The organism is Litorisediminivivens sp. KMU-197, assembly GCF_056858395.1.
The window spans coordinates 556,845-582,804 of sequence record NZ_JBXEQG010000001.1 but is presented as its reverse complement, the minus strand read 5'-3'; the positions used below and the strand labels follow the sequence as shown (position 1 = coordinate 582,804).

At 65.6% G+C, this 25,960-nt stretch carries 23 protein-coding genes; 12 read left to right on the top strand and 11 right to left on the bottom strand.

The genetic code is table 11. From position 1 onward, the window contains the following. Positions 1-72: 72 nt before the first annotated feature. On the top strand, positions 73-759 hold the full coding sequence (locus AC04PT_RS02820; protein WP_482871973.1) for a M48 family metalloprotease: 687 nt from the start codon (positions 73-75) through the stop codon (positions 757-759). A gap of 162 nt (positions 760-921) precedes the next feature. On the opposite strand, the gene AC04PT_RS02815 is transcribed toward AC04PT_RS02820, so the two are convergent. Then, on the bottom strand, positions 922-1,461 hold the full coding sequence (locus tag AC04PT_RS02815) for an RSP_2648 family PIN domain-containing protein (RefSeq protein WP_482871972.1): 540 nt from the start codon (positions 1,459-1,461) through the stop codon (positions 922-924). Next, positions 1,458-2,651: an RSP_2647 family RNA methyltransferase gene (locus tag AC04PT_RS02810; protein ID WP_482871971.1), complete on the bottom strand. Its 1,194-nt coding sequence runs from the start codon at positions 2,649-2,651 to the stop codon at positions 1,458-1,460. Before AC04PT_RS02810 ends, AC04PT_RS02815 begins: the two co-directional genes overlap by 4 nt. Before the next feature lie 174 nt (positions 2,652-2,825). On the opposite strand from AC04PT_RS02810, the gene edd reads away from it, so the two are divergent. Further along, positions 2,826-4,631 carry a phosphogluconate dehydratase gene (gene edd, locus AC04PT_RS02805; protein WP_482871970.1) on the top strand — a complete coding sequence of 602 codons (1,806 nt, stop codon included), beginning with the start codon at positions 2,826-2,828 and terminating at the stop codon, positions 4,629-4,631. Positions 4,632-4,714: 83 nt separating this feature from the next. Next, positions 4,715-5,359 carry a bifunctional 4-hydroxy-2-oxoglutarate aldolase/2-dehydro-3-deoxy-phosphogluconate aldolase gene (gene eda / locus AC04PT_RS02800; RefSeq protein ID WP_482871969.1) on the top strand — a complete coding sequence of 215 codons (645 nt, stop codon included), beginning with the start codon at positions 4,715-4,717 and terminating at the stop codon, positions 5,357-5,359. 27 nt (positions 5,360-5,386) lie between these two features. On the opposite strand, the gene AC04PT_RS02795 is transcribed toward eda, so the two are convergent. Both AC04PT_RS02795 and glnE read right to left on the bottom strand, forming a co-directional pair. Then, positions 5,387-5,647 (bottom strand): hypothetical protein, encoded by a 261-nt coding sequence (locus tag AC04PT_RS02795; protein ID WP_482871968.1) that lies wholly within the window; start codon positions 5,645-5,647, stop codon positions 5,387-5,389. Beyond that, complete coding sequence (gene glnE / locus AC04PT_RS02790) at positions 5,644-8,433, bottom strand: bifunctional [glutamate--ammonia ligase]-adenylyl-L-tyrosine phosphorylase/[glutamate--ammonia-ligase] adenylyltransferase (RefSeq protein ID WP_482871967.1); 2,790 nt, start codon at positions 8,431-8,433, stop codon at positions 5,644-5,646. Before glnE ends, AC04PT_RS02795 begins: the two co-directional genes overlap by 4 nt. Before the next feature lie 159 nt (positions 8,434-8,592). Between glnE and AC04PT_RS02785 the strand changes: the two genes are divergently transcribed. The 4 genes from AC04PT_RS02785 (at position 8,593) to AC04PT_RS02770 (ending at position 11,048) form a co-directional block, all read left to right on the top strand. Further along, a complete protein-coding gene (locus tag AC04PT_RS02785) occupies positions 8,593-9,060 on the top strand; it encodes a YbaK/EbsC family protein (protein ID WP_482871966.1) in 468 nt (155 codons plus the stop codon). A 111-nt stretch (positions 9,061-9,171) separates the two neighbouring features. Beyond that, the gene (locus AC04PT_RS02780; RefSeq protein WP_482871965.1) at positions 9,172-9,624 is read left to right on the top strand and encodes a DUF2852 domain-containing protein; all 453 of its coding nucleotides are present in this window, start codon (positions 9,172-9,174) and stop codon (positions 9,622-9,624) included. 60 nt (positions 9,625-9,684) lie between these two features. Then, positions 9,685-10,122, top strand: a complete 438-nt coding sequence (locus AC04PT_RS02775) for an RDD family protein (protein ID WP_482871964.1) — start codon at positions 9,685-9,687, stop codon at positions 10,120-10,122. 101 nt (positions 10,123-10,223) lie between these two features. Then, complete coding sequence (locus AC04PT_RS02770; protein WP_482871963.1) at positions 10,224-11,048, top strand: arginyltransferase; 825 nt, start codon at positions 10,224-10,226, stop codon at positions 11,046-11,048. 16 nt (positions 11,049-11,064) lie between these two features. Here AC04PT_RS02770 and AC04PT_RS02765 read toward each other — a convergent pair whose 3' ends face one another. From AC04PT_RS02765 to AC04PT_RS02745, 5 genes are all read right to left on the bottom strand, one after another. Beyond that, positions 11,065-11,874 carry a metallophosphoesterase family protein gene (locus tag AC04PT_RS02765; RefSeq protein WP_482871962.1) on the bottom strand — a complete coding sequence of 270 codons (810 nt, stop codon included), beginning with the start codon at positions 11,872-11,874 and terminating at the stop codon, positions 11,065-11,067. Further along, positions 11,874-12,773, bottom strand: coding sequence for a diacylglycerol/lipid kinase family protein (locus AC04PT_RS02760; protein ID WP_482871961.1), 900 nt, complete (start codon positions 12,771-12,773; stop codon positions 11,874-11,876). The genes AC04PT_RS02765 and AC04PT_RS02760 overlap by 1 nt, the downstream gene beginning before the upstream one ends. 233 nt (positions 12,774-13,006) lie before the next feature. Beyond that, positions 13,007-15,361, bottom strand: a complete 2,355-nt coding sequence (locus AC04PT_RS02755; RefSeq protein ID WP_482871960.1) for a TRAP transporter large permease — start codon at positions 15,359-15,361, stop codon at positions 13,007-13,009. 12 nt (positions 15,362-15,373) lie between these two features. Beyond that, the gene (locus tag AC04PT_RS02750) at positions 15,374-16,297 is read right to left on the bottom strand and encodes a TRAP transporter small permease subunit (RefSeq protein ID WP_482871959.1); all 924 of its coding nucleotides are present in this window, start codon (positions 16,295-16,297) and stop codon (positions 15,374-15,376) included. Positions 16,298-16,407: 110 nt separating this feature from the next. Continuing rightward, positions 16,408-17,490 (bottom strand): TRAP transporter substrate-binding protein, encoded by a 1,083-nt coding sequence (locus AC04PT_RS02745; RefSeq protein WP_482871958.1) that lies wholly within the window; start codon positions 17,488-17,490, stop codon positions 16,408-16,410. Positions 17,491-17,726: 236 nt separating this feature from the next. Between AC04PT_RS02745 and AC04PT_RS02740 the strand changes: the two genes are divergently transcribed. The 4 genes from AC04PT_RS02740 to ilvN all read left to right on the top strand — a co-directional run bounded on the left by AC04PT_RS02740 (position 17,727) and on the right by ilvN (position 22,576). Continuing rightward, a complete protein-coding gene (locus tag AC04PT_RS02740) occupies positions 17,727-19,157 on the top strand; it encodes a cache domain-containing protein (protein ID WP_482872436.1) in 1,431 nt (476 codons plus the stop codon). Continuing rightward, positions 19,154-19,792 carry a response regulator transcription factor gene (locus AC04PT_RS02735; protein ID WP_482871957.1) on the top strand — a complete coding sequence of 213 codons (639 nt, stop codon included), beginning with the start codon at positions 19,154-19,156 and terminating at the stop codon, positions 19,790-19,792. The genes AC04PT_RS02740 and AC04PT_RS02735 overlap by 4 nt, the downstream gene beginning before the upstream one ends. Before the next feature lie 398 nt (positions 19,793-20,190). Next, positions 20,191-21,945 carry an acetolactate synthase 3 large subunit gene (locus AC04PT_RS02730; RefSeq protein WP_482871956.1) on the top strand — a complete coding sequence of 585 codons (1,755 nt, stop codon included), beginning with the start codon at positions 20,191-20,193 and terminating at the stop codon, positions 21,943-21,945. 67 nt (positions 21,946-22,012) lie between these two features. After that, positions 22,013-22,576 (top strand): acetolactate synthase small subunit, encoded by a 564-nt coding sequence (gene ilvN, locus AC04PT_RS02725; RefSeq protein ID WP_482871954.1) that lies wholly within the window; start codon positions 22,013-22,015, stop codon positions 22,574-22,576. Between the two features lie 103 nt (positions 22,577-22,679). Here ilvN and AC04PT_RS02720 read toward each other — a convergent pair whose 3' ends face one another. Beyond that, positions 22,680-23,042: a hypothetical protein gene (locus AC04PT_RS02720; RefSeq protein WP_482871953.1), complete on the bottom strand. Its 363-nt coding sequence runs from the start codon at positions 23,040-23,042 to the stop codon at positions 22,680-22,682. Positions 23,043-23,279: 237 nt separating this feature from the next. Here AC04PT_RS02720 and AC04PT_RS02715 point away from each other — a divergent pair, with 237 nt between their 5' ends. After that, positions 23,280-24,101 (top strand): helix-turn-helix domain-containing protein, encoded by an 822-nt coding sequence (locus AC04PT_RS02715; RefSeq protein WP_482871952.1) that lies wholly within the window; start codon positions 23,280-23,282, stop codon positions 24,099-24,101. Between the two features lie 98 nt (positions 24,102-24,199). On the opposite strand, the gene AC04PT_RS02710 is transcribed toward AC04PT_RS02715, so the two are convergent. Next, positions 24,200-25,876 carry a divergent polysaccharide deacetylase family protein gene (locus AC04PT_RS02710; protein ID WP_482871951.1) on the bottom strand — a complete coding sequence of 559 codons (1,677 nt, stop codon included), beginning with the start codon at positions 25,874-25,876 and terminating at the stop codon, positions 24,200-24,202. Positions 25,877-25,960 lie beyond the last annotated feature (84 nt).

The following is a 25,960-nucleotide window of genomic DNA, read 5'->3' as shown; positions in this document are numbered from 1 at the left end:
ACCCATCCTGACTGCGGCCGCAGGCGAGCTTTGCGCATTGCCCCTTCGTTCCGGCGCCCCCATATTCACCCCATGCTGAAGTTCACCCCGATCCTGCTGGCCATCCTCTATGCGTTCGCCATGTACCATTTCTCGGCCTGGCGCACCCGCAAGGAGCTGGACGCGCGCTCGACCGAGCTGGCCGATCCGGGCCTGAAGGCGCTGACCGACCGGATGGCGCGCGCGCTCGATATCAAACGCATCCCGGTGCACATCTACGAGATCGACCCGGTCAACGGGCTGGCCGCGCCGGACGGGCGGATCTTCATCACCCGCGGCTTCTATCGCAAGTACCGCAATGGCGAGGTCAGCGCCGAGGAACTGGCCAGCGTGATCGCCCATGAACTGGGCCATGTCGCGCTGGGACATTCGCGGCGGCGAATGATCGACTTTTCCGGTCAGAATGCCCTGCGCACCGCGCTCGGCATGGTGCTGAGCCGGCTGCTGCCCGGCATCGGCGTGATGATTGCGAGCGCCCTGACCTCGCTGCTGGCGGCGCGGCTGTCCCGGTCAGATGAATACGAGGCCGACGCCTATGCCGCGGCGCTGCTGACCAAGTCGGGGATCGGTGTCGGGCCTCAGATCAGCCTGTTCCACAAGCTGGATGCCTTGACCGCGAACCGGTCCGGCGCGGTGCCGGCATGGTTGATGAGCCATCCCAAGACGGCGGAGCGGGTGGCAGAATTGGAAAAGCTGGAGGGACGCTGGCGCGGCGAGTGACGGTGCTCGAGCTTGTAAGGATGAGTAGGCCGGGCTTCAGCCCGGCATCGCGGGTACGTGCGTTCCGGGCTGAAGCCCGGCCTACGGAACAAGCAACGGACGAAGGGCAGCGCAGGGTGGGTGGCTGGTCGGCCGCCACGGTGTCGAGGCCGCGAACCGGTCCTAGCCGAGCGCCTTCGCCAACCTCGGTAGTCGCGCTTTCTTCAGCAGCGGTCGCTTCTGCCAGTCATGTTCCGAGAGGCTCCGGGCCTTTTGCAGTACCTGATCGCCCACATGCGCCACCAGTTCCGGGTGTGCCTGCCAGATACCATGCAGGAAGGCGTCCGGGTCCTGCCGCGACAGCCCCTCTTCCGCGAGGATCTGGCGCGGGAAGTCCTTGGCGTTCAGCGTGCAGATCATGTCGGCAGAGGCGGCGATCGCCGCCGCCAGCACATGGACATCCGCCGGGTCCGGCAGCCAGAGCCGCGCCTCCAGCGACGCGGGCCATGTGACTTCGGCGTCCGGCCAGTCGATCGCCAGTAGGGCGATCTCGCCACGCGCCTGCGTCTCGCCCCCCGGCCCCAGCTTGCGCGTCGCACGGGCCCATTCCTCGAGGATGCGCGCCGACCATAGTGGCGTGAACACCCCCTGCGCGGCCACGCCCAGCAGCATTTCGCGCATCACCGTGGGATAGATCACGCAGGCGTCGAGCAGCACCTTCATAGCCGGTAGAACAGCGCCTTGAGGTAGCCTGACTCGGCCAGTTGCGGCATCAGCGGATGGTCCGGTCCGGCAAAGCCCGTATGGATCAGCGCGCCCTGCCTGCCGGCCCGTCCGATGCCGCGCGTACAGGCGGTGCGGAAAGCGCCCAGATCGGCGGCATGAGAGCAAGAGCAAAGCCCGAGATAGCCGCCATCCTTGACCAGAGCTGCCGCCAGCCGCGCCACGCGCTCGTAGGCGCGCAGGCCGGCGTCCAGCGCCTGTTTCGACGGCGCGAAGGCCGGCGGGTCGCAGATCACCACGTCAAAACGCGCGCCTTCCTCGGCCAGTGCGGTCATCGCGTCGAAGGCATCGCCCTGCCGGGTGTCCAGCCGGTCCGCTTGCCCCATCGCCTCGGCACCGCGCTGTGCCAGATCGAGAGCCGGGGCCGAGCCGTCCACGCAGGTGGCTCGCCCTGCCCCGGCCGCCAGCATCGCCAGACCGAAACCGCCCACGTGAGAAAACACGTCTAGAACCTCCGCACCCGACGCGACCAGCCGTTGCGCAAACCCGTGGTTGCCGCGCTGGTCATAGAACAACCCGGTCTTCTGGCCGCCGGTCAGGTCGGCCATATAGGTGGCGCCGTTCATCTGCACCGGCAGCGGCGCCTCGGGCGCCTGCCCGGCCAGCACCGCGTTCACGTCGTCCAACCCCTCCAGCGCCCGCGTCCGCCCGGCCGCGTTCTTCAGCACGTGGGCCACCCCGGTGACCTCCTGCAAGGCGGCGCAGAGCATATCCAGGCGCACGTCGAGCCAGGCGGCGTTGGGTTGAACCACGCAGGCGTCGCCGAAACGGTCGATCACCAGCCCCGGCAGCCCGTCGGCCTCGGCATGAACCAGCCGATAGAACGGCGCGTCGTAGAGCTGTTGCCGCAGGTCCAGCGCCCGCCTCAGGCGCGAGGCGAACCATGCCTGATCCACCACCTCAGTTACGTCGCGCGACAATACCCGCCCGATGATCTTCGAGGCAGGATTGGCCGCCACAAGCGCCAGCGGCTCGCGCGCGGCATCCTCCAGCACCGCCAGCGCCCCCGGCGAGATGGACTTGGTGCGGCGGTCTGTGACGACCTCGTTGGCGAAGACCCACGGGCCTCCGTGGCGGATGGCGCGGGCGTTGGCCTTGGGTTTCAGGCGGATCACGGGTAAATCTGTCATGCGGTCCCTGATAGGGCTTTCCTCCCCCGGCGGGAAGCCCCGTCGCGCCGTCGGACACCATGCCCCTTCAGCCACAGGTGCGAGGGTTGCATTCCCCCGGCGGAGCGGCTAGAAGACCCGCAAAGTTAGCGCTAACAGTCCCGTGGCGGTATTGCCGCGACGGTAGGAGCCAGCATGACCCTCAACGCAACCATCGCAGACGTCACCGACCGTATCCGCAAGCGGAGCGAACCACGCCGCGCCGCTTATCTTGAAAAGATGCGCCGCGCCGCCGAGGAAGGCCCCCGACGCGGCCACCTGACCTGCGGCAACCAGGCCCATGCCTATGCTGCCAACGAAGAGGACAAGGCCGCGCTGGCCGAGGGCCGGGTGCCCAACCTCGGCATCATCACCTCATACAACGACATGCTTTCGGCGCATCAGCCGTTCGAAACCTATCCGCAGATCATCAAGGCAGCGGCCCGGCGTGCCGGGGGCACCGCGCAGGTCTCGGGCGGGGTGCCGGCGATGTGCGACGGCGTCACCCAGGGCCAGGTCGGCATGGAGCTGTCGCTGTTTTCCCGCGACGTGATCGCGCTGGCCACCGGCGTGAGCCTCAGCCACAACACCTATGACGCCGCCGTTTACCTGGGCGTCTGCGACAAGATCGTGCCCGGGCTGGTGATCGCGGCGGCCACCTTCGGCTATATCCCCGGGCTGTTCATCCCGGCGGGGCCCATGGTCACCGGCCTGCCGAATGACGAAAAAGCCGCGGTGCGCCAGAAGTTCGCCACCGGCGAGGTCGGGCGCGATGCGCTGATGAAGGCCGAGATGGCCTCTTATCACGGGCCGGGCACCTGCACCTTCTACGGCACCGCCAACACCAACCAGATGCTGATGGAGTTCATGGGGCTGCACCTGCCGGGCACCAGCTTCATCAACCCCGGCTCGGAGTTGCGCGACAAACTGACCGAGGCCGCCACCGCCCGCGCGCTGGCGATCACCGCGATGGGCAACGATTACACCCCGGTCTGCGATGTGCTGGACGAAAAGGCATTCGTCAACGGTATCGTCGGGCTGATGGCCACCGGCGGGTCGACCAACCTGGTGCTGCACCTGCCGGCCATGGCGCGCGCCGCCGGGGTCGAACTGGCGTTGGAGGATTTCGACGCGATCTCGAACGCGGTGCCGCTGATGGCCAAGGTTTATCCCAACGGGCTGGCGGACGTGAACCACTTCCATGCTGCCGGCGGCCTCGGCTTCATGATCGGCAACCTGCTGGAGGCGGGCCTGCTGCATCCCGACACCACCACCGTCGCCGGCAAGGGGCTGGCGGCCTATGCGCAGGAACCCAAGTTGCGGAACGGTGAGCTGGTCTGGGAAGACGGCAGCCGCGACAGCCAGAATGACAAAATCCTGCGCCCGGCGTCGAACCCGTTTCAGCCCACCGGCGGGCTGAAGCAGATGTACGGCAACCTCGGCCACGGCATGATGAAGGTGTCGGCGGTGGCACCAGAGCGTCACATCATCGAAGCGCCGGCGCGTGTGTTCCACGACCAGGAGTCGGTCAAGGCCGCCTTCAAGAACGGCGAGTTCACCTCGGACACGGTGATCGTGGTCCGCTTTCAAGGGCCTAAATCCAATGGCATGCCAGAACTGCACGGGCTGACCCCGACGCTGGCCGTGCTTCAGGACCGGGGGCTCAAGGTGGCGCTGGTCACCGATGGCCGGATGTCGGGGGCGTCAGGCAAGGTGCCCTCGGCCATCCATATTTCACCCGAGGCCGCCGCCGGCGGACCGTTGGCCAAGCTGCGCGACGGCGATATCGTCCGCGTCGACGCAACCAACGGCGTGATCGAGACGACAGCCGCTGATTTCGACGCGCGCGAACCTGTCACCGCCGACCTGTCGGGCAACGGCCACGGCGTCGGACGTGAGCTGTTTCAGGTGTTCCGCGACACCGTCGGCCTTGCGGCGGACGGCGCGGCCGTCGTCGTCTAGAAAGTGCCAGTTCCGTTACCTTGCCAGACAAACTCCCGCCGGAGGCTCCTGCCGCCGGCCCCATCCTCAGGAGTATCATTGACATGACCCCAGAAGCCGCCAGCACCAATACCGAAGCCCTCTGCCGTCGCGCGCCGGTGATCCCGGTCCTCGTGGTGGACGATGTCGCCCATGCCCGTCCGCTGGCCGAGGCGCTGGTCAAGGGCGGGCTTCCGGCACTGGAGGTGACGCTGCGCACCCCCGCAGCGCTTGAGGTGATCCGGGAAATGAGCCAGGTCGAGGGCGGCATCGTCGGCGTCGGCACGCTGGTCACGCCGCAGGACGTGGAGAACGCCAAGAAGGCCGGCGCCCAGTTCGGGGTGACGCCCGGCTGCACCGACAGGCTGCTTGACGCGGTCGAGGCCAACGACCTGCCCACCCTGCCCGGCTCGGCCACCACCTCGGAGGCGCTGAAGCTGCTGGAACGCGGCTACACGGTGCAAAAGTTCTTTCCGGCCGAGGCCAATGGCGGCGCCAAGGCACTGGCGTCGATCGGCGGGCCGCTGCCGCAGATCAGGTTCTGCCCGACCGGTGGCATCTCATTGAAGAACGCGCCGGATTACCTGAAGCTGGGCAACGTTCTTTGCTGCGGCGGCAGCTGGGTCGCGCCGAAGGACATGGTGCTGGCCGGCGACTGGGACGGGATCGAGGCACTGGCCCGCGAGGCCGCCGCGCTCGCCCGCGCCTGAGCGCCGACGGCATCAAGGAACGGTCTGCTACCGGTCGCGCGCGCGCCAGCCACCGCGCCGGCGCGGCCGGTCCGGCGTTTCGAGCCCGTCGCGCAGCACTTTGGTCATCGGGTGCTCCGGATGCACACTGCCGTATCGCGTCAGCAACTCGGCCACGGCCGCCCGGCTGTCGCCCTCCACCCCAAGCGCCCAGTCGAGGAAGATCGAACGGCACTCGCCTTCCGTGATGCCGTCGATCCTGTAGCTTTCCGCGATCAACCCGCGCGGGTCCAATGCATCGCCTTTCATGCGCCCTCCTCCACCCGCGGCAGCGCCGCCGTGATTGCCTTATTCGCCCGCTGCCGCAGGTCGTCCAGCCGCGCCAGCAGCTCCGGCATCGTCTCGGCGCCGCATTCGCGCAGCAAGAACGCCGCACCGCCGCCGGAAAGCGCCTCGGCATCAAGCGTCCCGTCGCTGAGCAGCCGCGAGGCCATTTGCAGGCTGCCCTGCAATACGTAAGCCTCGGCCAAGGCCGCTGCCGCCGCTGCGTCGAGCACGCCGCAGCGTGCCGCCGCCGACAGGCCCTCCGCTGTGGCCCGAGCGGGGCAGCCCTCGATCAGCGCCCCGGCCTGTGCGGTCAGTTCGATATCCTGCATGCGCCCCGGTCCGATCTTGGCATCCAGTGGGCCGTTGGACGATTTCGCCGCCGCGATCCGCGCCCGCATCTTGGCCACCTCGGCCAGCACCTCGCCACGCTCACGCGTTCCCAGCACCGACAGCCGCAGCGTCTCGACATCGTCGCCCAGCCCGTTCGCGCCCGCGACCTGCCGCGCGCGGGTCAGGGCAAGGTGCTCCCAGACCCAGGCCTCGGTCTTCTGATAATTCTCGAAGCTCTGCCACGACGTCGCCACCGGGCCCTGCGTGCCCGATGGCCTGAGCCGCATGTCGACCTCGTAGAGCCGGCCCTCGGCCATCGGCGCGGTCATTCCGGTCACCAGTGCCTGCGTCAGACGCGCATAGTAGGCCCGAGCCGCGAGCGGACGCCTTCCGTCGGAATATTCCACGCCACAGGCATCGTAGATCACGATCAGGTCGAGGTCGGAGGCCGAGGTCAGCCGCGCCGCCCCCAGCGACCCCATGCCCAGCACGATCGCGCCGCGCCCGGGCGGATCGCCGTGCTTCAGCGCGAATTGCGCCACCACCTCGGGCCAGAGCGCGGCGAGGTTGGCCTCCGCCAGTTCAGCGTAATGCGCTCCGGCCTGAGCGGCATCGATCAGCCCGCGCAGGTGGTGGACGCCGACGCGGAAGTGCCATTCCTTGGCCCAGCGCCGCGCGGCGTCGAGCTTGCGTTCGTAGTCGTCGCCTTCGCGGGCCAACACGCGGGTCAATTCGTCGGTCAGCGTCGCGGTGCCAGGCCAGTCGGCGAAGAAATCGCCGCCAATCACCGCGTCGAAGACCGAGGAGTTCCGCGACAGGTATTTCGCCAGCGTCGGCGACGTCCCGGCGATATCGACCAGCAGGTCGATGAGCTGCGGGTTGGCTTCGAAAAGCGAGAACAACTGCACCCCGGCGGGCAGCCCTGCGAGGAAACCGTCAAAGGCGCGCAGCGATTCATCGGGGCGCGCGGTCTCGGCCAGCTGGCGCAGAATCTCGGGACGGATGCGATTGAAGATCTCGTTGGCGCGCGGGCTGCGCAGGGCGGCGTAGCTGCGCCAGCGGCTGGTGATCTCTTCGTCGAACTCGGTCTGGAGGCCGGTCGGTTGGTCATCTTCGGCGTCGGGTGCGAAGAAACCCTCGGTCCGTTCGTGCACCTCTTCGAAGCGACCGATCAGCTCGGCCTTCAGCGCCTCAACGTCCTTGCCCATCATCGCGGCGATGCGGGCAAAGCCCTCGTCGGATTTCGGCAGGGTCTGGGTCTGGGCGTCGGCCACCATCTGCAGGCGATGCTCGACCTCGCGGTGAAAGCGGTAGTGCCGCGTCAGCGTTTCGGCCAGATCATCGGGTATCCAGCCTTTGCGCGCCAGCACCGCCAGCCCCTCGACGGTGCCGCGCACCCGGAGATCCGGATCGCGTCCGCCGGCGATCATCTGCTGGGTCTGGGTGAAGAACTCGATCTCGCGGATGCCGCCCCGGCCCAGCTTGACGTTGTAGCCCGGCAGGCTGATCGCCCCGCCAAGCCCCTTGTGGGCGCGGATGCGTAGCCGCATTTCGTGCGCGTCCTGAATGGCGGCGAAGTCGAGATGACGGCGCCAGACGAAGGGCTTGAGGGTCTTGAGGAACCGCTCACCGGCCGCGATGTCTCCGGCGCAGGGCCGCGCCTTGATATAGGCGGCACGTTCCCAGTTGCGGCCAAGGCTCTCGTAATAGCGCTCGGCCGCCTCCATGGTCATGCAGACCGGGGTGACGGACGGATCGGGCCGCAGCCGCAGGTCGGTGCGAAAGACATAGCCCTCGCCGGTCTGGTCGTTGAGTATCGCAGCCATCTTGCGGGTGGCGCGGACCAGTGCGGAGCGGGCGTCGAGATAGTCGTCGCGGTCGAACTGGGTTTCGTCAAACAGGCAGATCAGGTCGATGTCGGAGCTGTAATTGAGCTCGTGCGCGCCCATCTTGCCCATGGCCAGCGCCACCATGCCGCCGCCGGTGTCGGCGTCTGCTTCCGTCTTTCCGGGCAGCTTGCCGCGCCGGATCTCGTGTCCCACGCAGGCCCTGATTGACAGCTGCGTGGCGAGATCGGCAAAATCGGTCAGGGTGCCGGTGACCTCTTCGAGGCTCCAGACACCGCCGAGATCGGCCAGCCCGGTGAGCAACGCGATGCGCCGCTTGGCGCGGCGCAACTCGGTTGGCAGCGCATCGGGGGCGGCTTCGGGAAGGCCGGCGAACAGCGCCCCGATCGCGCCCTCGGGATCGTCGAAGGCACCGGCCAGCCAGTCGCGTTCCTTCTCGGCAAGGCCCTTGAGGTAGGGGCTGCTGCCGCCGGCGCCATTCAGCAGGTCGGCGACGCCATTCGTGACCTCGGGGAAAAGGTCGCGTGTCTCGCGCCCGCGATCGGGTTCGAAGGGGTGCGGAAGGCGGCTGATGCGTCTGGCGAAATTCATGCGGCGAGTTGTGCACTTGGGTGGGGGAGCGTCAAGTGGCAGGCGGGGTTTGCGGGCTCTGCCCGTCACCGTGGGCTGTTTGGCAAGCCAAGCCTCGGAGCGGGTGTTGACCTTGCCCCGCGCCGGGCGTTTCTTGCCGGGGTTTGCAGGGAGTGTATGATGAGCAAGTCGCTGAAACGGGTGATGCGGGCGCTGGAAGAGGCCGGGATCGCCGCCGAGATGCGCGAGGTGGGTCAGGCAAGGACCGCGCAAGAGGCGGCGGACGCGGTCGGGTGTCACCTCGACCAGATCGCCAAGTCGATGATCTTTCGCGGTGCGGTGAGCGGCGAAGCGATCCTGTTTCTGACCGCCGGCGGCAATACCGTCGATGACGGCAAGGCCAGCGCAGTGGCGGGCGAGCCGCTGGGCAAGGCGGATGCGGCGCTGATCCGGGCGCAGACGGGGTTTGCCATCGGCGGCGTGGCACCGGTGGGGCACCTGAACCCGATCCGGGCATTTCTCGACCCACGGTTGCTGGAATTCGTCGACGTATGGGCCGCGGGCGGCACGCCGCGTCATGTCTTCGCGCTGAATTCCGCGAAATTGGCTGCGCTGACCGGTGCACAAGTCGCTGATTTCATTCGGTAACGCAGAAAAATGTAAAAATCGTTCACATTAGCCCTTGTGAAACTGCGGTCGGGTTTCCATCTCTTGTGATGTGAACAGCATTCACATTGAACCCAACCACGGAGAACCTCGATGACAACCGTCGCAACTGAAGTCCATACGACCGGGTCCACACAGGGCTGGTTTTCGCGCAGCGAGGCCTGGCTCGACAGCAAGGGCAAAGGTGCCTGGATTGCCGCGGTCGTCCTGGGTTTCATCTTCTTCTGGCCCGTCGGCCTCGCCCTTCTGGCATACATGATCTGGAGCAAACGCATGTTCGGCAAATGCAGCAAATCCTCTCGTTCGGGTCGTCATTCCGCCCGCTGGGCGGCGATGAAGCCGTCTGGCAACATGGCCTTCGACGCCTACAAGGAGGAGACCCTGCGCCGGCTCAAGGAGGAGCAGGACAGCTTCGAATCCTTCCTCGATCGACTGCGCGCCGCCAAGGACAAGGCCGAGTTCGACCAGTTCATGGACGAGCGTGCCCGCGAAGCCGCGCGTAACCGCGACGACCGCGACGAAGACACGCGTCGGCAAGACGCCTGATAGAAATAGCAAACGACCGGGCGGCCCAATTGCGGGCCGTCCTTTTCAACGGAGACCACGATGCATACCGCCGCCCTGCCCGATCCGCAGTATCAGCCCGAGTTCTATTCCGACATTCCCCCCAAGCGCCTGATGGCCTGGGTGATCGACGTGGCGCTGATCCTGCTGCTGACACTCATTGCCCTGCCCTTCACCGCCTTCATCGGGTTGTTCTTCCTGCCAGTGCTTTATGCCGCGATCGGCTTCGTCTACCGGGTGCTGACGATCTCGGGCGGGTCGGCAACGCTGGGGATGCGGGTGATGTCGGTCGAGCTGCGCAGCGCTCAGGGTGACAGACTGGATTTCGGGGCCGCCTTCCTGCACACCACTGGCTATTACATCAGTTGCATCATGGCGCTGGTCCAGCTTGGATCGATGGTGTTGATGCTGACCTCCGAACGCGGTCAGGGGCTGACCGACATGTTCCTCGGCACCGTGATGCTGAACCGCCGCGCCTGAGCTTTCGCCCCGTCACGTGCAAATGGCCGCCGCCGCCCAAGCCCGACGCTTGGCGGCGGCGGTTTTCGTTGCTATCTTTGCACGAACCAAGGGATGACTTGATGCGCCACACCCTACCTCTTGCGCCGCAGTTCTATGTGACGGCCCCCCAGCCCTGTCCGTATCTTGACGGTCGGATGGAGCGCAAGCTGTTCACCGCATTGCAGGGCGACTCGGCCGAGAGGCTGAACGATTCCCTGTCGAAACAAGGGTTTCGGCGATCCCAGAATGTGCTGTACCGGCCGTCCTGCACCGAATGCGCAGCCTGCATGTCGGCGCGGATCGCGGTGGACGATTTCACCCCGTCGAAGAGCCAGAAACGGACCGTGAAGCGCAATGCCCACCTCGAACGGCGGGCGACCTCGCCCTGGGCCACCGACGAGCAATTCGACCTGTTCCGCGAATACCTTGAGCACCGTCACGCCACCGGCGGCATGGCCGATATGGATGTCTTCGAATTTGCCGCCATGGTCGAGGAAACCCCGATCCGTTCGCGGGTGGTGGAGTACACCGACCGCGACGGCGACGACGATCTGACGGCGGTCTGCCTGACCGACGTGCTCGATGACGGGCTGAGCATGGTTTATTCGTTCTACAAGCCCGACCTGCCCAAGCAGAGCCTTGGCACCTACATGATCCTCGATCATATCGAGATCGCGCGCGAGGCCGGGCTGCCTTACGTCTACCTCGGCTACTGGGTGCCGGGCAGTCCCAAGATGGGCTACAAGGCGCGGTTCGAGGGGCTCGAGGTCTATACCGGCGGCGCTTGGCAGAAGATGCGCGACCCGCAGGCCTATTCGGCGGACAAGCACCCGCTGTCGACCGATCCGATCGCCGAGCAGGTGGCCAATATCTCGCTGCCGGATCTGGGACCGCGGGCACGATAACGAGCGCCGCGTCCCGTCAGTCCTGTCGTTCTTCGCGGATCCATCCGTTTGGAGCCACCTTGTAACACCAGGTCGCCGTTTCCGCGAAGCCCGCCGCGGCCGTATCCGCCACGAGACGGCGGATGCCCAATTCCTGCGGACCGACGTCTAGCAGGGCGAATTCGTTGGGCTCGCCGCGCAGACGGGTCGACAGCCCGGTGCCACAGTGGATTTGCAGCGTGGCCGAGCGGTTCTTCTGGGTGATGAAGGGCTCGACCAGCCAGCGGTGCAGGTGCCCCGTCAGGATCACGTGCGGGCCGGCGTCGGCCCAGGTCTGAAGCGCCTCGGGCGCGCCCAGCATCAGCTTCTTGGCAATGTCCTCGCCCTGGTGGAACGGGTGATGCGTGACAATCAGCACGATACGGCGGGCGTGGTTGTCGCGGATCACGCCGGCGATGCGATCGATCTGCGCCCGGTCCACGTTGCCGCGCTGGCGGCTGGTGCGGTGGGTCGTGTCGATGCCGGCGACGATGCAGGTATCGGTTTCAAACAACGGCTCAGTGTCGCGGGCAATCCAGCGGCGATAAGCCGCGCGGGGCCAGGCCATGCGGGCGACGATGTTGAACAGCGGGATGTCGTGGTTGCCGGGCACCGCCATCCAGGGTGCCGGCAGACGGTCGACGAAATCGCGGGCCATGCGGAACTGGCTGTCGCGGGCGCGCTGCACGAAATCGCCGGCAATGATGATGCGGTCGGGGTCTGCCGCGCGCAGCGCGTCGAGCAGCGGCGGCACAAGGTCCGGGTCCGCGCGACCGAAGTGCAGGTCAGACAACAGCGCCAACCGCATCAGGCCGCGCCCTCGGCGGCCTCAGAGGGGACACGCACGGTCAGGCCTTCCTTGAGAACGCGAAAGCGGTAGGGTCCGGGCATGCGCTGTTTCTCTCCGTCGTGGGCAACAAGGCGGTTCGATCGCTTGGTCTCGATAACGATCTCCTCGCCGGTGAGCAGGATGTAGTCGGTGCCGGACCGTCCGCCGCGGAAGAAGATGCGGACGGCCCGCCATAGCAGCATCAGACGGCCCACGTCACTGGCGACGAAGAGCGCCAGCTTGCCCTGCCCCACCTCGCCCGCGCCATCCAGATCGAACTCCTCCAGTTGATAGGCGCGAATGGCGCAGAACGCCATGGGCGAGCGCAGGTGATGCGCCTTGCCGTCGACGGTGATCTTCATCTTGAGCGTGCGGTAGATCGTGGCCATGGCGAGGATCACCGACCAGTAGGCGGCGAAGCGCGACCGCCCCCAGTTGCGATAGACGTCCTCGCGTACCTTCAACACCGAGGCATAGGCACCGAGGCTGGCGTTGTTGAGGAACACCTTGCCGTTGACCTCACCCACCGCGATGGTCCGGTCGCTGCCGCGCAGCGCCACTTCGAGCGCCTCGCGGGGGCTTTCCGGCAGGCCCAGGCTGCGGGCGAAGTAATTGAAGGTGCCCATCGGCACGATGCCCAGCCGGGTGCCGGTGCCGACCAGAGCCTCGGCGACGGCGCCGATGGTGCCGTCGCCGCCGGCGGCGATGATCGGATCGCAGCCATCGGCCACGGCGCGTTTCACGGTGTCGCGCAGCCTTTTCGGTGCGGGCACCTCGTAGACCGTCAGTTCGGGATGGGCCCGAACCGCGTCATCGAAGGCCGCGCTGCGGCTGTCTCCGCGGCCCGACTTGGGGTTGAGGATGATGCAGGGGCGCATGTGTGCAGGCGGTGTCCCGTAAGTTCGTCGTCGGTGAGTCAATGCGGGGTTTGGCTGGGAGTTCCGTACTTGCGGTGAAAAGAGCATCCTTGCGCTGATTGCCGCCGCCTGGCACTCGATTTAGGACTTCGGATCGCCTGTTGAACGGGCGCCCGCCAATCCAAGGGACCTTGGGCCGCAACGAAAAGGGCCGGACGCTTCCGCCCGGCCCTCTTGCAGCAGTGTCACCCCGGTCAGTTCGGGATCAGGTCCGGCACGATGGTCACGATCGAGGGGAAGGACCACAGGATCGCCAGCCCCACCACCTGGATCAGCACGAAGGGCAATACACCCTGGTAGATGTGCCCGGTGGTCACTTCCTTCGGTGCCACCCCGCGCAGATAGAACAGCGCGAACCCGAAGGGAGGTGTCAGGAAGGAGGTCTGCAGGTTCACCGCGATCATGATCGTCACCCACTTGGGATCGAAGGTGCCGCCGTAGATCACCGGCCCGACGATCGGGATCACGATGTAGATGATCTCGAGGAAATCGAGCACGAAACCCAGCACGAAGAGCACCAGCATCACGATCAGGAAGACCTTGAACTCGTTATCGAAGCTCTGAAGGAAGCTCTGGATGTAGTGTTCGCCACCGAAGGAGATAACCACGAGGTTCAGAAGCTGCGACCCGATCAGGATGGTAAAGACCATCGAGGTGACCTTGGCGGTCTCCCGCACAACCGGCGTCAGGATGCCGCCGGCGAACAGCACCCAGAGCGCGTAGAACAGCCCGAAGATGGCGAACAGATAGGCCGCCTGAGCCACGAAGAAGGCAATCCAGCTTTCCACCGTCACGTTGGCTAGCCCGACCCGCAAGTCGAAGTTCACGCCCACGAGGATCATGATGATAACCGCGAAGGTGGTCCAGATGATGATCCGGCCCGAGCGGTGGTCATCCGCCAGCTTGCGATAGGCCGCCAGCATGATCGCGCCACCTGCCCCGAGCGCCGCGGCGGGCGTCGGGTTGGTAATGCCGCCAAGGATCGAGCCGAGCACGGCGACGATCAGGATCAGCGGTGGGAAGACCACCCGCAAGAGCTCGTTCTGCGACAGGATGCCCGCCGCATAGCGGACGCCATAAAGCGTCATCAGAAGCGGGATCAGCAGGATCAGGAAGCTCACCCCCGAAGAGGTCACCGGCCCGATCAGCAGCACATCCGCCGCCAGCGCGAGAAGTACCCCCGCGCCGCCTATGATCAGCGGCAGTGGCTCGGCGGTGGGCGAAACGCCCCGTGCCGTGGTCAGCACCAGCGCGAGCAGCAGGAAGCCCACTGCGATGCCGGTACCGATGGGGGCGGCATTGGCGATCTTGGTCTGCCGGGCCTCAGCGCGTTCCTCATCGGAAAGCGCGCGGGCCGCGGCCACGCCGCCGGCTTCGTCGATGGCCTGTTGCTGGGCGATGGCGTCGTCCCAGGCCTCTTGCCCGTGCAGCTCGATCATCGCTTCCTGGCAGTCGGCTCCGACGTTTGTACGCAGGCTCGCGGTCTGGCCGGCGTCCGAGAAGCTGTCGACTGTGACGTTCTGAGAGCCGATCACATTGACCTGCCCCAGAGCGATCATCCCGACTATCAGGCCGACAGGCACGAAGAGGAACCACGTCAGCGCCTCGTTGCGCGTCACCGGTTCTCCGGTGCCGTCATCGAGCTCTACCGCAGGCGCCTTGGACGGATTGAACATGGCGAAGCCAAAGGCGTAGAGCCCGTAGAGAAACGCCAGCATTATCCCCGGCAGCAGCGCGGCCTGAAACAACGTCCCCACCGAGACCACCGCCGGTTCGCCCAGGTAGGTCAGCGCGTCGGTGCATCCTGCAAGGTTGGCGCGTTCTTCTTGCGCGGCGGAATAGAGGTCGCCCGCCAGCGTGCCCAGAAGGACGATCACGATCGAGGGCGGAATGATCTGGCCCAGCGTACCCGAGGCAGCGATCACGCCCGTCGCCAGTTGCGGCGAATACCCCGCCCGCAGCATGGTGGGCAGCGACAGCAGGCCCATGGTCACCACGGTCGCGCCGACGATGCCGGTCGATGCCGCGAGGAAGGCCCCCACCACGACGACCGACACAGCCAGACCGCCGGGCAAGGGGCCGAAGACCCGCGCCATGGTGGTCAGCAGGTCGTTGGCGATGCGCGAGCGCTCCAGCGTGATGCCCATCAGCACGAACATCAGCACCGCCAGCAGCGTCTCGATGGACTGGCCGGCCAGCACGCGTTCGTTCATGCGGTTGACGACGAAGGACACGTTGCGGTCCAGCGCGGTTTCCCAGCCCGCCGGGAACACCGGTTCGCTGAACCTTGGTAACTCCGGGAAGCGGAACTTGGTGATCGCTTCGGGCCTCACGCCTTCCCGCACGAGTTCGGCATAGCCCGCCGACGAGGTGTCGATCGCCTGGTGGATCAGCAGCCCGGCGCTGTCCAGCGCGGCAATGATCCCGAAGGAGATGACCCCGGCGCCGCCAATGGCGAAAGCCACCGGAAAGCCGGAAAGGATGCCCCCGAAGAGGCACAAAAAGACGATGATCAGGCCGATTTCGACGCCATCGAGTCCGAATAGCATGTGCCCTGCCCCTTAGTGTTTTTCTTCGATCGCGTGCACAAGCTCGGCTTCTTCGCTGCCGAGGTTGTCACGGTCGAGGTATTTGTGCTCGCTCTCTTCGCCTTCGACAAACTCCAGGTAGGAGCGGTAGAAGAAGGCCCAGGCGTGGATGAAGACCAGCCCGGCATAAGAGATCAGCAGGATCTTGAACAGGAAGTAGGCGTCGAACCCGTTGGGCGAGAACCCGATGGTCTCGACGTTCCAGCGCAGCGCGCGGGACTTGGTAATCAGCCGGTCCAGCGTGTCCGAGGCCGAGGGGTTGGGAACCACGAGGTGGCGCCAGAGGAAGAACCAGCCGTACATCCAGGTCAGCACCGCGGCGGGGATCATGAAGATCATGGAGCCGACCATGTCGATGATCCGCTTGGTGTGAAACGAGACCGCCGAATAGACAAGGTCGACGCGCACATGTCCGCCCTGCACGAAGGTGTATGTGGCGCAGAGCGCGACGATCATCGCGTTGTAGAGCTTCAGCTCCTCGCCCCACCAGCTGACGTCGCGGGCCAACATCGTGCCGAAGCCGATCGAGATCTCTGACGCCGCGAAGATTCGCTGCATGAAAACGATGACGATCTGTTGCAGGACCATCAGCAACCCGGCCCATGCAAAGAAGCGCCCGATACCGTTGGCAAAGCCCTCGAGGACGCGCACCACCCACCACAGGAAGCGGTTGCTCCAGAGGCCGATGGCGGTGATCACGAGGAAGAACGTGAAGACGACAAAGAAGAACTCGACCGATCCACCGTAGTAGATGAAGCGCATCAGCGCCTGCTTGTCCTCAGGCGTTTCCAGCCCGCCCATCCAGCTCAACCACAAACCCGGCTGCACCACCGCTGCCACGAGGTTGTAGAACGCCAGTCCGATATTCTGGATCACCCAGATCAGACCGTCCAGCATTGTCGCCCCCTAATCCCTGTTGTTCGTCTGCCGGATGTTGGTCCATCCGTGCGCAAAGGCCCCCGGCAGATGCTGCCGGGGACCCCTTTACTTTATGCTATCCCGAAGGATCAGCCCAACACGCGGTCACGCTGCGCGGCGAAGGCGTTGATCGACTTGTTGATCCAGCCGGCCGACGACTTCATCGATTCGTCCGCGCTGTTGCGGATACGGGCATAGAGCTCGTCATCCATGTACTCGTCGAGAGTTTCCTTGGCAGCGGTGCCGAAGGCTTCCCAGACGCTGTCGGGGAATTCCAGAACCTTGACGCCTGAAGCCTGCAGACGCTGCAGTGCCGCACCGTTGTTCGACAGGAACTGGGTGAGGTTCCACAGGTGCGCCTCGGCTGCGGCGTTCTCGATGATCGCCTGGTGTCCGGTGGACAGGCTGTCAAAAACGTCGCGGTTGGTGGCCAGCGACAGGGTCGCTGCCGGTTCGTGGAAGCCGGCGGTGTAGTAGATCTTGGTGATCTCCTGGAAGCCGGCCTTTTCGTCGGCCCAGGGACCGATCCATTCGGTGCCGTCGATCGCACCGGACGCCAGCGCCTGGTACACCTCGGCACCGGGCAGGTTCTGCACCGATGCGCCCAGCTTGCCGAGCGCCTGGCCACCCATGCCGGGCATACGGAACTTGAGGCCCTGGAAGTCTTCGGGGCTGGAAATTTCCTTGGAGAACCAGCCACCTGCCTGTGCGCCGGTGTCGCCGCCGAGGAAGCTTTTCAGGCCGAAGATTTCGCCCAGCTCGTCGTGAAGCTCCTTGCCGCCGTCCTGGTAGTACCAGTTGGCCTGCTCAAGCGAGGTCATGCCGAAGGGCACGGCGGTGAAGAACTGGTAGCCCGGGTGCTGGCCGGTGAAGTAGTAGTCGGCACCGTGGTACATGTCGGCCTGACCGGAGGTCACGGCGTCAAACACCTCGAACGCGCCGACGAGCTCGCCCGCGGCTTTCAGGTCGACGGTCAGGTCGCCGTCGGTCATGGCGGTGATGCGGTCGGCGCAGCGCTGGGCCGCGTCATGCACACCTGCAAGGCCACGGCCCCAGGTGGTCACCATGGTCAGCGTGCGTTTGCCCTGCGCATAGGCCGGCGCCGCCAGCGAAGTTGCCGCAGCGGCCGAGCCGCCCAAAGCGGAAGTTCTCAGAAAAGAACGACGATCCATTTAGGTCCTCCCCATATTATTTGTGCCCGCGTCCTGCCCCTTGGTCTTGTGACAGGGAGCGGGCGGATCGTTGATGGTGAGCGGACCCTAGCCAAAGCGCTGGCGGAGGGGAATACCAACAAACACGTAGGACACCCCAATATCTGCTTCGGTTCGGGCGCTAACAGCTCTGCAGCCAGCGGATTTGGCCGGCTCTGACTAGGCAAACCCCCATGATTCGGCGTATCGACCGCGCCATGATGCGTCTCATCGATCCGCTGCGGCTGAGTTACGGGCAGAAGCTGTTCTTCATCGCCACCGTGCCGCTTGTCGTCGCGGCCGCGGCGATTGCCTTTCTGGTGGCCGCCCAGTCGCGGCAGCTTGCCGACCGCGAGATCGCTTCGCTGGAACGTCAGTTGATCGAGGCCAAGAAGGACGAACTGAAGAACTACATCTCCATCGCCCGGACCGCCTTCGTCAACATCTACGGCCGCGCTGCGCCGGATGACGATGAGGCCAAGCTTGAGGTGACCCGGATTCTCGCGTCGATGCTCTATGGGCAGGACGGCTACTTCTATGTCTACGACTACGACGGCAGGAACCTCGTCGCGCCGCGCCAGACCTACCTGATCGGCAAGGACTGGTCGGGGCTGGAGGATCTGAACGGCACCCCAATCACCGACGAGCTGATCCGCATTGCGCGCTCTGGCGGCGGCTATCACACCTTCGACTGGCCCAAGCCCTCGACACGAGAGACCGCGCGAATGGTGACCTATTCCATAGGACTTCAGGACTGGCGCTGGGTGGTGGGCACCGGCGTCTTCATCGACGACGTGCTGGAGACGGTAGCGGCGGCCCGCGCCGAGGTGGAGGCCCGCATCCGCGAGACCTTTCTCTATATCGGCGCGATCACGCTTGCGGCGCTGTTGGCGGTCTACCTGTCGGGCATCGTGCTCAACATCCGCGAACGGCGGCTGGCCGACGCCAAGCTGAAGGCGCTGACCCAGCGGGTGCTGGATGCGCAGGAGGAAGAGCGCGGCCGCATCGCGCGCGAATTGCACGACGGCATCAGCCAGATCCTCGTGGCGATCCGCTATGCGCTCGACATCACCAAGCGGCGCATGGACAAGGGCGATGCGCGGGCCTCGGAGACGCTGGAAAAGGGCATCGACACGCTGGCCGGCGCCATTCAGGAGGTGCGGCGGATTTCCCGAGACCTGCGCCCCGGGGTGCTGGACGATCTGGGCCTCGGCCCGGCGCTTCGGATGCTGGTGGAGGATTTCAGCCAGCGCACCGGCATCGACGCGCGGTTCGAGACCGTGCCGTTCCGCAACCGGCTCGACACCAGCGCCAAGATCGCGCTCTACCGCATCGCGCAGGAGGCGCTGACCAACGTCGAGCGGCATTCGGGCGCCACCCGGCTGGAGGTCGACGCCCGCGGGCACAAGCGCGGCGCGACGCTACGGGTGTCGGACAACGGTGTCGGGTTCACCCCCAAGCGCAGCGGCGGCGGGCTGGGCCTGCGCAACATGGCCGAGCGCGTGGAACAGCTGGGCGGGACGCTGCGCATCATGTCGGCGCGCGGCTCGGGCACGGTGATCGAGGTCGAGGTGCCATTGACCCACATGCTGACGCCGGAGGTGCACAGCCCCGGGCCCCCGGACGAAGAAGGAAAGGCAAGCGCATGAGCTGTCGCACACGAGTCGTGATCGTCGACGACCATCCGATGGTGGCCGAAGGGATCGAGGCGATCCTCGAAAGCTATGACGACATCGAGGTGGTGGCGACCCTGTCCAATGGCCGCGAGATCGTCGAGCGCGCGCCGGAGTTGGACCCGGATGTCATCCTGCTCGATCTGAACATGCCCGGCGTCGGCGGGCTGACCGCGACTGAGATGCTGCTGGAGCAGCGCCCCGGCACCCGCATCCTGATCCTGTCGATGCATGACAGTCCCGAATATATCTCGACCGCGCTGGGCCACGGCGCCATGGGCTATGTGCTCAAGGATGTGCCCACCGAAGAGATCAAGGTCGCCATCGACAAGGTCATGGCCGGCGAGCGCTACCTGTGCACCGGCGCGAAAGGCTCGCTTGAGCCGGCGCCGGACCGGGAACAACTGACCAATCGCGAGCAGACGATCCTGCTGCAACTTGCGCAGGGCAAGTCGAACAAGGCCGTGGCGCTGGCGCTGGACATCTCGGTCCGCACGGTCGAGACCCACCGCAAGAACATCAAGCGCAAGCTGGGCATCTCCTCGACCGCGGGCCTCACCCGCTATGCGCTGGAACACGGCGTGTTGCAGGGCACCGGCGTCGATCTCTGAGGAGGCCCACCGCTTCTTCTGGCCGTAAGTATCCTGGGGGGAGGCCGCAGGCCGGGGGGCGAAGCCCCCCACCCCGTCGACGCGCGCAGGCGCGGCGAAACATGACATGCCACAGGCGACACACATCTCTCGGCGCGAAAAGTTTCTCACCGCGCTCTGATGCCGCAACTTTTGCAAAGAAAACCCGTTGATCCGGTGTTGACGCCCCTGCCCCCCTCACCTAGTGTCGCGCCCACGCACGCGGAAGGGACTCCAACGTGACCGAACTAGTCGTAGTGGTAGGCAAGTGGCGCATGGGCCGGTAACGGACACCATAACGGTACCCCATGCGCCCCCGAAGGTTTCGGGGGTTTTTTTGTGCGCGCAGTAAAAGATGACGTCATGAACGGAGCAACACGATGACACGTCAGATGACCGGAGCAAAGATGGTGGTTCAGGCCCTGAAGGATCAGGGTGTGGACACGGTGTTCGGCTATCCGGGCGGCGCGGTGCTACCGATCTATGACGAGGTATTCCAGCAAAACGAGATCCGCCACATCCTCGTCCGTCACGAACAGGGCGCGGTGCACGCCGCCGAGGGCTATGCGCGGTCGACCGGCAAGCCGGGCGTCGTTCTGGTGACGTCAGGCCCCGGCGCCACCAATGCGGTCACCGGCCTGACCGACGCGCTGATGGATTCGATCCCGCTGGTGGTTCTGACCGGTCAGGTCCCGACCTTCATGATCGGCTCGGACGCCTTTCAGGAGGCCGATACCGTGGGCATCACCCGGCCCTGCACCAAGATGAACTGGCTGGTGAAGGACACCAAGGATCTGGCGTCCACCATCCACGAGGGCTTTCACGTCGCCACCAAGGGCCGTCCCGGCCCGGTGCTGATCGACATTCCGAAGGACGTGCAGTTTGCCAGCGCGCAATACATCCCGCCGGCCAAGGCCGACCTCGGCCACTATCAGCCGCGGGTCAAGGGCGACATGGAGACCGTCACCGAACTGGTCGAGGCCATCGAGACCGCCGAGCGTCCGGTGCTCTATACCGGCGGCGGCGTGATCAATTCGGGTCCGGCCGCGAGCCAGTTGCTGCGTGAACTGGTCGAGGCCACCGGCATTCCAATCACCTCCACCCTGATGGGTCTGGGCGCCTATCCGGCGTCGGGCAAGCACTGGCTGGGGATGCTGGGGATGCATGGTCTTTACGAAGCCAACCTTGCGATGCACGGCTGCGACCTGATGATCAACCTCGGTGCGCGCTTTGACGACCGGATCACCGGGCGGCTTGATGCCTTCAGCCCGCACAGCCGCAAGGCGCATGTCGACATCGACCCGTCGTCGATCAACAAGGTGATCCGCTGCGATATACCGATCATCGGCGATGTGGGTCATGTGCTCGAGGATATCCTCAAGGTCTGGAAAGCCCGGGGCCGCAAGGTCAACCGCGAGGGCCTGCAAAAGTGGTGGGCACAGATCGAGGACTGGCGCGCGGTCGATTGCCTGTCGTTCAAGAACGACGGTCCGGGGATCAAGCCGCAGCACGCGCTGCGCCGGCTGGAAGAACTGACAAAGAAGTACGACCGCTACATCTGCACCGAGGTCGGCCAGCACCAGATGTGGGCCGCGCAATACCTGGGTTTCGAGGATCCGAACCGCTGGATGACGTCGGGCGGCCTCGGCACCATGGGCTATGGCTTCCCGGCCTCGATCGGGGTGCAGATCGCGCATCCCGACGCGCTGGTGATCAACGTCGCAGGCGAAGCGTCCTGGCTGATGAACATGCAGGAAATGGGCACTGCGGTGCAGTACAACCTGCCGGTCAAGCAGTTCATCCTGAACAATGAACGTCTGGGGATGGTGCGCCAGTGGCAGGAACTGCTGCACGGCGAGCGCTATTCGCATTCCTGGTCCGAGGCGCTGCCCGATTTCGTCAAGCTGGCCGAAGCCTTCGGCGCAAAGGGCTTCCTGGTGTCCGATCCCAAGGATCTGGACGACGCGATCATGGAGATGCTGGCCTATGACGGCCCGGTGATCTTCGACTGTCTGGTCGAGAAGCACGAAAACTGCTTCCCGATGATCCCGAGCGGCGAGCCGCACAACAAGATGCTGCTAGGCGAAGCGTCGACCAAGGATGCGATCGGTTCCAAGGGTGCCGTGATGGTCTGATGTTGCGCGCTTCGGGGGGCTCTGCCCCCGGAGTTTCCGAAGTATTTGTCAAACAGAAGAAGATATCATGTCAGCGCTGAAGATCAAAAAAGGCTCGTCCAAGCATTCCGCCTATAACCTGCGGCCGAACTTCTCGGACGTGCAGGAGCGTCATACTCTCGCAGTCATTGTCGACAACGAGCCGGGCGTGCTGGCGCGGGTGATCGGGCTGTTCTCGGGCCGGGGCTACAACATCGAAAGCCTGACGGTGGCCGAGGTGGACCACACCGGGCATCTGTCGCGGATCACCGTGGTCACGACCGGTACGCCGCAGGTGATCGAGCAGATCAAGGCGCAGCTGGGGCGCATCGTGCCGGTCCACGAAGTTCATGACCTGACGGTCGAGGGGCCGTCGGTCGAACGCGAGCTGGCGCTGATCAAGGTCACCGGCGACGGCGATGACCGGGTCGAGGCGCTGCGGCTGGCGGATGTCTTCCGGGCGCATGTCGTGGATTCGACGCTGCAGAGCTTCGTCTTCCAGATCACCGGGGCGCCGGACAAGATCGATGCCTTCGCAGATTTAATGCGCCCGCTTGGCCTGGTCGAAGTGGCGCGGACCGGTGTTGCCGCGATCAGCCGTGGGCCGGAGTAACCGTCCGGGGCACGATCGCCACCTGACCCAAGACAGAAAAAACGCCGCCGCGTGAGGACGCGGCGGCGTTTGCGTTTTTGCCGTGAGCGGCAAGCAGAAGCGTTCAGGCGGTGACCTGCGAATTGCGCCGCGACCAGTCCGCCGCGCGCGGGAACTGAACCACGTTCCCGGTCCAGCCGTTGGCCGGGTTCGAGCGTTTCTGATCGGTGGCAACGCCCAGATGACGCACGAGATCAGAAGCGTGGTCCTGCACCAGCAGCACCGGATTTGTCACCCGGCGATATTGTGGATCCTCGCGCAATTCGAATTCGATCAGGTCGCCGGCGTCCAGCGAGACACCCGACAGCGCATTATCCTCAGGTTCGACATAATAGGCCAGATTGCCCTGATCCTCGCACCAGACAACCGCTTTCTGATCGTCAGGGTTGCTCCAGAGAACGACCCCGCACATGCGTGTGAGTGACATTGCATAACCGCCTTTGCTACGTCCCGTAAGCTTAAATGTGGCACAATTTTTTGCCTTGCGAATGTGCCTTCCGGGACAGGTGCTCTTGTAATTTGTGCCAGCATCCGGCAGTTTTGCAGCTAATCAGCGTCGCATGACGTGATTTAGCATCAGTTACAGGTCGGACCGACCGATTTCGTAAGTTGTCAGCGTTAGTTGCTCCTGAAACGACGAGAAAGGACCCTGTGGGAATCAATCGTGTCGAAACCTGTCACATCAAAGTCCGCAAGCGCGACCTCGCCGGCCGAATTGCGCGCCATGTTCGGGGCCAACCTCAAGCATCTGTGCCGAAACGCGCAGTCGATTTCGGCCCTGTGCCGCGATCTTGGCATCAATCGCACCCAGTTCAACCGATACCTGAGCGGCGAGAGCTTTCCTCGCCCGGATGTTCTGCATCGGATCTGCACCTTCTTTGACGTTGATGCGCGCATATTGCTGGAGCCTGTCGACCAAATAGCGACAACCTCGGGCTTCGTGATGCACCACCCCGAATTGGCCGGGTTTCTGGGGCCGGACGTCACCAAAATCAGCCAGGAGCTGCTGCCCGACGGATTCTACCGTTTCATCCGCCGGTCTTTCATGGATCAGCAGAAATTCGTCGAGGCGCTGGTCTACGTTTACCGGCTGGGCGAGTTCTGCTTCATCCGCGGCCACGAGGCGCGCGAGGCAATGACCCGCGTGGGTCTGCCTGAAAGTCCGCGCACCCGCGAATTCGGCGGTTTCTTCTTTCGGCAGGAGCGCGGCGTTGCGGCGATCGTGGCACGGCGCGGGGCGACGACGGGTTCCTTCACCTTCCTTCATCGCGTGCCGTCGGTGCAGAACAACACCTGGACCGGCTATACCGCGCGCATCACCCATGAAAGCGAAAACAGCTACCGCATGACCCGCATCGTCTGGGAGCATCTGGGACGGCGCATGGGACCTGCGCTGGCGGTCGGTCGGGCCGCCGGGTTCCGCAGTTTCGGGCAATTGTCCGAAAGCGATCAGACGCTGCTTCGTCCGGACCGGCCTTTCGCATAGGCGGTCCGCGCGTCGCGCATCCGCGCCCCGGACCTGATCCGGGACCTCATAGCCTGTGTATCGACCAACCGGTGCGCCCAATCCGGGCCGCGCCGCTGCTAGCCGTCGTTGCCCGTCAACACCCGCGACACCGGCACGAATGCCACGCGGCTGGCGCGATCCTGCAATCCCCAGATCAGGAGGGCCGATATCGTTTCGGGCTGGAGCCGCCCCAGCATGATCACGGCCCCCTCCTGCCCGGCTTTGAACGCCGCCTGATCAAGGAAACGGCGCATCACGGTCGCGCTCTGGCCGGCGCCGTCGAAATCGCGGAACAGCACCGCCGAGGGCACGCCGACCCGCGCTGCAAGGGCCTGCCCGGTGTTCAAACCCTGCGGATAGAGCACCAGCCCGTGGCCCGTCTCGGCAAGGATGCGTGCCACCTGTTCCGAGGTCTGGCGGTTGGCCTGCAAGCCGCCCGCGTCGCCCTCCAGCACAGCAACCGCCTCGGGCACCCCGGACAGCACCGTGTTCAACGTCACCTCCGCGTCCTGCGGCTGCGCACCTTCGGGCAGATTCGCCAATGCCATCACCTCGAACCCGGCGTCGCGATAGGCGCGCATGGCTTCTTGCGCGCCCGGCCACGCGGTATCGACCGCGAATGTGATCGGATAGGGGAAGCTTTCCAGCGCCTCGAGCCCGAGCGGCATGCTGCCGTCGTCGATCAGGATGATCGACATCAGGGGCTTGTCCCCCGTCAGGTCAACGGTTTCGGCAAACCGGACGAGCGGCGACGCGCCGTCCCCGCCTGCCTTGGGCGTCGCATCATCGGCCTCGGCCGTCACTTCCGCGGTCTCGTCGTCACGCCCGATCAGAGATCGCGCAGGCTTGCCCACCAGCGGGCGTCCGGTGTCGGTGTTCCCGTTGTCCGTGAGCAAGGTGATGCGCGGGCGCACCTCGGGTTCTTCCGGTGCGGGCGGTGGCGGCGCGGGCGCCGTCGGCGCCTCGGCAACCTGCGGAGCCTCATCGGCGACAGGCGGCGCGGCGGGGCTTTCACTGACCCGTGGCGCGGCATCTTCGGCCGCGGGGCTTGCCGGCGGCGCGCTGACCTCAGGCGTGGCTGCCGTTTCCGGACCCGCGTCATCGGCGACCGGGGCCGCATCGGGCGCGTCGATCGCGACCTCCGGATCGGTGGTCGTCTCGGCCACGGCCCGAGCGGGATCGGTGGTTTCCGCGGCGATGGGACGCTCCGCCTCGGGGGTCTCGGCCACGGTGTCGGCCTCGGGTTCTATGGTCAGTTGCGGTGCGGCTTCGTCCACCGCCGGGGCTGCCGGTTGCGACGGGTTTACCGAAATCGACAGCTCGTCCTCCGCCGGCACGCTGGGCTGTACCGACTGCGGCGCGGCCAAGGCCGGGTCATCACCCGGTCTGGGCAGGGACGCGCTGTCCACATCTGCGGCGTCCGGCGCCTGCGCCAGTGCGCTGGCCTCGCCGGTCTCGGGCAGTCCGGTCGAGGCGGTGTCGGCCACGCCGTCCGCGGCCTCGGCTACGCTGTCGGGTTCCGGGATTCCCGGCGACGGCGTCTGCGGCGACGCCCCGTCACCCGGCGTGCCACTGGGCAAGGCGTCCGGCAAGGGCGCCTGCGGCGCACCCGGTGCGCCCGGCGCCCCGCTCACCGCTTCGGGCACATTCGGCGGAGGAGCCATCACCGGCCCGGTCGCGACCGAGACCGCCCCGGTCCCCAGACCCGCCACCACGACGCCCCAGAGCGCCCCCGAAACATATCCGCGCATCATGCCTGTCTACTCCTCGTGCCCGCCGCCGCGCCTTCTTTTCCACGGACGCGACCGCCTCGGATCAGGCCCGCCGCCCCTTGACGC

What these genes read in the sequence shown, in the direction of transcription:
- AC04PT_RS02820 (WP_482871973.1), top strand. Translation starts at nt 73, where the DNA reads ATGCTGAAGTTCACCCCGATCCTGCTGGCCATCCTCTATGCGTTCGCC.
- AC04PT_RS02815 (WP_482871972.1), bottom strand. Translation starts at nt 1,461, where the DNA reads ATGAAGGTGCTGCTCGACGCCTGCGTGATCTATCCCACGGTGATGCGC.
- AC04PT_RS02810 (WP_482871971.1), bottom strand. Translation starts at nt 2,651, where the DNA reads ATGACAGATTTACCCGTGATCCGCCTGAAACCCAAGGCCAACGCCCGC.
- edd (WP_482871970.1), top strand. Translation starts at nt 2,826, where the DNA reads ATGACCCTCAACGCAACCATCGCAGACGTCACCGACCGTATCCGCAAG.
- eda (WP_482871969.1), top strand. Translation starts at nt 4,715, where the DNA reads ATGACCCCAGAAGCCGCCAGCACCAATACCGAAGCCCTCTGCCGTCGC.
- AC04PT_RS02795 (WP_482871968.1), bottom strand. Translation starts at nt 5,647, where the DNA reads ATGAAAGGCGATGCATTGGACCCGCGCGGGTTGATCGCGGAAAGCTAC.
- glnE (WP_482871967.1), bottom strand. Translation starts at nt 8,433, where the DNA reads ATGAATTTCGCCAGACGCATCAGCCGCCTTCCGCACCCCTTCGAACCC.
- AC04PT_RS02785 (WP_482871966.1), top strand. Translation starts at nt 8,593, where the DNA reads ATGAGCAAGTCGCTGAAACGGGTGATGCGGGCGCTGGAAGAGGCCGGG.
- AC04PT_RS02780 (WP_482871965.1), top strand. Translation starts at nt 9,172, where the DNA reads ATGACAACCGTCGCAACTGAAGTCCATACGACCGGGTCCACACAGGGC.
- AC04PT_RS02775 (WP_482871964.1), top strand. Translation starts at nt 9,685, where the DNA reads ATGCATACCGCCGCCCTGCCCGATCCGCAGTATCAGCCCGAGTTCTAT.
- AC04PT_RS02770 (WP_482871963.1), top strand. Translation starts at nt 10,224, where the DNA reads ATGCGCCACACCCTACCTCTTGCGCCGCAGTTCTATGTGACGGCCCCC.
- AC04PT_RS02765 (WP_482871962.1), bottom strand. Translation starts at nt 11,874, where the DNA reads ATGCGGTTGGCGCTGTTGTCTGACCTGCACTTCGGTCGCGCGGACCCG.
- AC04PT_RS02760 (WP_482871961.1), bottom strand. Translation starts at nt 12,773, where the DNA reads ATGCGCCCCTGCATCATCCTCAACCCCAAGTCGGGCCGCGGAGACAGC.
- AC04PT_RS02755 (WP_482871960.1), bottom strand. Translation starts at nt 15,361, where the DNA reads ATGCTATTCGGACTCGATGGCGTCGAAATCGGCCTGATCATCGTCTTT.
- AC04PT_RS02750 (WP_482871959.1), bottom strand. Translation starts at nt 16,297, where the DNA reads ATGCTGGACGGTCTGATCTGGGTGATCCAGAATATCGGACTGGCGTTC.
- AC04PT_RS02745 (WP_482871958.1), bottom strand. Translation starts at nt 17,490, where the DNA reads ATGGATCGTCGTTCTTTTCTGAGAACTTCCGCTTTGGGCGGCTCGGCC.
- AC04PT_RS02740 (WP_482872436.1), top strand. Translation starts at nt 17,727, where the DNA reads ATGATGCGTCTCATCGATCCGCTGCGGCTGAGTTACGGGCAGAAGCTG.
- AC04PT_RS02735 (WP_482871957.1), top strand. Translation starts at nt 19,154, where the DNA reads ATGAGCTGTCGCACACGAGTCGTGATCGTCGACGACCATCCGATGGTG.
- AC04PT_RS02730 (WP_482871956.1), top strand. Translation starts at nt 20,191, where the DNA reads ATGACACGTCAGATGACCGGAGCAAAGATGGTGGTTCAGGCCCTGAAG.
- ilvN (WP_482871954.1), top strand. Translation starts at nt 22,013, where the DNA reads ATGTCAGCGCTGAAGATCAAAAAAGGCTCGTCCAAGCATTCCGCCTAT.
- AC04PT_RS02720 (WP_482871953.1), bottom strand. Translation starts at nt 23,042, where the DNA reads ATGTCACTCACACGCATGTGCGGGGTCGTTCTCTGGAGCAACCCTGAC.
- AC04PT_RS02710 (WP_482871951.1), bottom strand. Translation starts at nt 25,876, where the DNA reads ATGATGCGCGGATATGTTTCGGGGGCGCTCTGGGGCGTCGTGGTGGCG.